The following is a 2527-nucleotide window of genomic DNA, read 5'->3' as shown; positions in this document are numbered from 1 at the left end:
GGGCGGGGGTTCGCGCGTCCGGCGTGGCGGCGACGGGCTGGGGCTGTGGGACGGCGTCGGGGCGGGTCTGGGCCGGCTCGTGCCGGGGCGCGGGTATGTCCGCCGGAGCGGGCGTGTGACTGGGGCTGGGCGTCGGGTCGGTGGGGCGTACCGGGCCGTAGCTGGGACGGCTGTCGTCCCCACGCGGGGGCGGGGTGTGCTCGGCGGGAGCGGGGCGGCTGCCGGGGTCGTGGTCGGGCGTGCGCGTGGCGCCGGTGTTCTCGGACGGACCCGCGTGGGGCCGGCTGTCGCCACTGTCCGGTGTACGCGACGGACCGTCGGAAGCGGTCGGGCGGCTTCCCGGGTCGTGGTCGGGGGTACGCGAAGGCCCATCCGGGGACGACGAGTTCGGACGGGTGCTCGTGTCACCGTCCGGCGTCCGCGAGGGGCCACCACTCTCGGACGGGCCCGAGTGCGGGCGGGTGTCACCGGCGTCCGGGGTACGCGAGGGTCCGTCGGATGCGGCCGGTCGCGGAGCCGGGTCACCATCAGGCGTACGCGAGGGAGCGCTGTCGGGGCGAGTCCCGGTGTCACCGTCAGGCGTACGCGAGGGGCCGGCACTGTCGGGGGTGCGGGCGGACTGCTGCGAGTCCGGACCCGAACGGCCTTCCGGCGACGGGGTGTTGGTACGGCCGTTGTCGTCGGATCGGCTCGGCGTGCCACTGTCGCCCGCGGGTGTCCGCGCCGGTCCGGTGTCCCCGGACGGGCTGCTGTCGGCACCCACCCGAGTGCCGAACGGGTCCAGCGGCGCGGAACTGCGCGGCTCACCGGACGTGGGCGTCTGCTGCGTCGAACGCGGCGTCTCGTTCGAACCGGAGGTGTCACGGCTCGGAGCGCTGTCCGGCGAAGTGCTCGACGAAGACGGACCACTGGAAGACGGACCGGTCGACGACGGACTCGTACCCGAAGGACATGTCCGGCGAAGTGCTCGACGAAGACGGACCACTGGAAGACGGACCGGTCGACGACGGACTCGTACCCGAAGGACTGCTGCCGGACGGGCTGTTGGAGGACGGGCTCGAACCCGAAGGGCTGCTGCTGGACGAAGGGCTGTTGCTACTGCCCGACGGTGAACTACCGCTGCTGTCCGGCGCGTTCGTACTGCCGTTGCCGTCGCCGTTGCCGGAGGAGTCCGCGTTGCTGCCGTGCCCTGCCGCGCTGTCCAGCCCGTTACGGGCATGATGGCCCGCCCGCGAGCCGACCCCGTCCCGCAGCGCCTCMGTGAACGTCTGCCCGGAGTTCTTGACCGCAGTCTTGAACTCCTCCGCCCCCGCCTTCCCCGTCCGCCCCAGGTCGAAGCCGTCCTGCGCACCGAAACCCTGGTTCACGGTCTGCGCGATCARGTCACTGATCATCGCCTGCACCGCCGARACCACCGGCTCCTTCAACGTCTCCAGGATCGCCTCCACCAGCGCATCCCGAAGCTCCTTCAACAACCGCCGCACGATCATCTTCGTCGCCTGCACCTGCACCACCGGCTCCTTCAACGTCTCCAGGATCGCCTCCACCAGCGCATCCCGAAGCTCCTTCAACAACCGCCGCACGATCATCTTCGTCGCCTGCACCGCACCCGCGGCACCCAACTCCGACAACCCCAACGTGAACGGCGCAGCCGCCTGMGCMGCGATGATCTCCACCGCCAGCAGCACCAACTGCGCGATCACCGCGATCTTGCACGCGATCACGATCATCGCCGCCGCATCGAACGCCGCCGCGATCAACCGCGACGCCGTCGCCGCATCCGCCAGATACCCGTCACTGCCACCGGCCGAGAACTTCTCCCACGCCTTGCCGAACGCCTCGATCGAATCACCCGAGTTCGCCGAACGCACATTGTTCGCCGCACCCGCCGCCCGATAGTGCAACTCATCGACCGTGTCCGCGAAGTCCCGCCACACCTGCGCGGACTCCATGAGCTTGTCCTCRTCCGCCTTCGGCCAGTCRAAGCCGAGCATCTCCAGGACCCACTCAACACTGTCCGGCAACATCAGCGACACTTCGTCAAACCCCCAGTAATGACGACCACTTCACGGCAACACGGAACCCAGCAAGAACGGCAGACGCCGAACGACACACCCTCAGAACAGACGAACCCTCAGATCCGGACGGCCCCTCAGATCACCTGCGGCCGGTACAACGCACCAACCCGCCCCCCGACCATCTCCTGCGAACCCTCCAACGTCCGGAACGAACCATCCGTCGTCGACTCGTTCGCCTCGTGRTTGGCCGCCATCCCCTGCAACTTCTGCCCGATCTCCCCGATCCGCGTCCCCAAAGAAGCCATCGACTCCTTCATCCCGTCCCGCAGACCCTCRTACACAACACCGAACTTCTCACCCAAGTCGTCGTCACCCCACGGCGGAGTGTCACCCTYCTCCAGGGCCTCCAACTTCGCCGACAAATCCTTCACCGCAGCCGAGAAATCCTCACCGACCGCCGCCATGCTCTTCCCCTCAGCCCGAAGACTGACCGGATCCACCACCACCAC

General features: G+C 68.9%; 2 protein-coding genes. Both read right to left on the bottom strand.

Annotation, left to right across the window (positions count from 1 at the left end):
* Nucleotides 1-860: 860 nt before the first annotated feature.
* A complete protein-coding gene (locus ASC99_RS25545) occupies nt 861-1994 on the bottom strand; it encodes a PE-PGRS family protein (RefSeq protein ID WP_157531744.1) in 1134 nt (377 codons plus the stop codon).
* Nucleotides 1995-2152: 158 nt separating this feature from the next.
* Nucleotides 2153-2527 (bottom strand): hypothetical protein (locus tag ASC99_RS39515; protein WP_162257924.1); only part of this gene is annotated, 375 nt, incomplete at its 5' end.

Origin of the sequence: Kitasatospora sp. Root107 (assembly GCF_001424875.1) — a bacterium.
In the GTDB taxonomy this organism is placed as follows: domain Bacteria; phylum Actinomycetota; class Actinomycetes; order Streptomycetales; family Streptomycetaceae; genus Kitasatospora.
The sequence above is the reverse complement of the archived record's forward strand: the minus strand, read 5'-3'. Positions and strand labels throughout refer to the sequence as shown.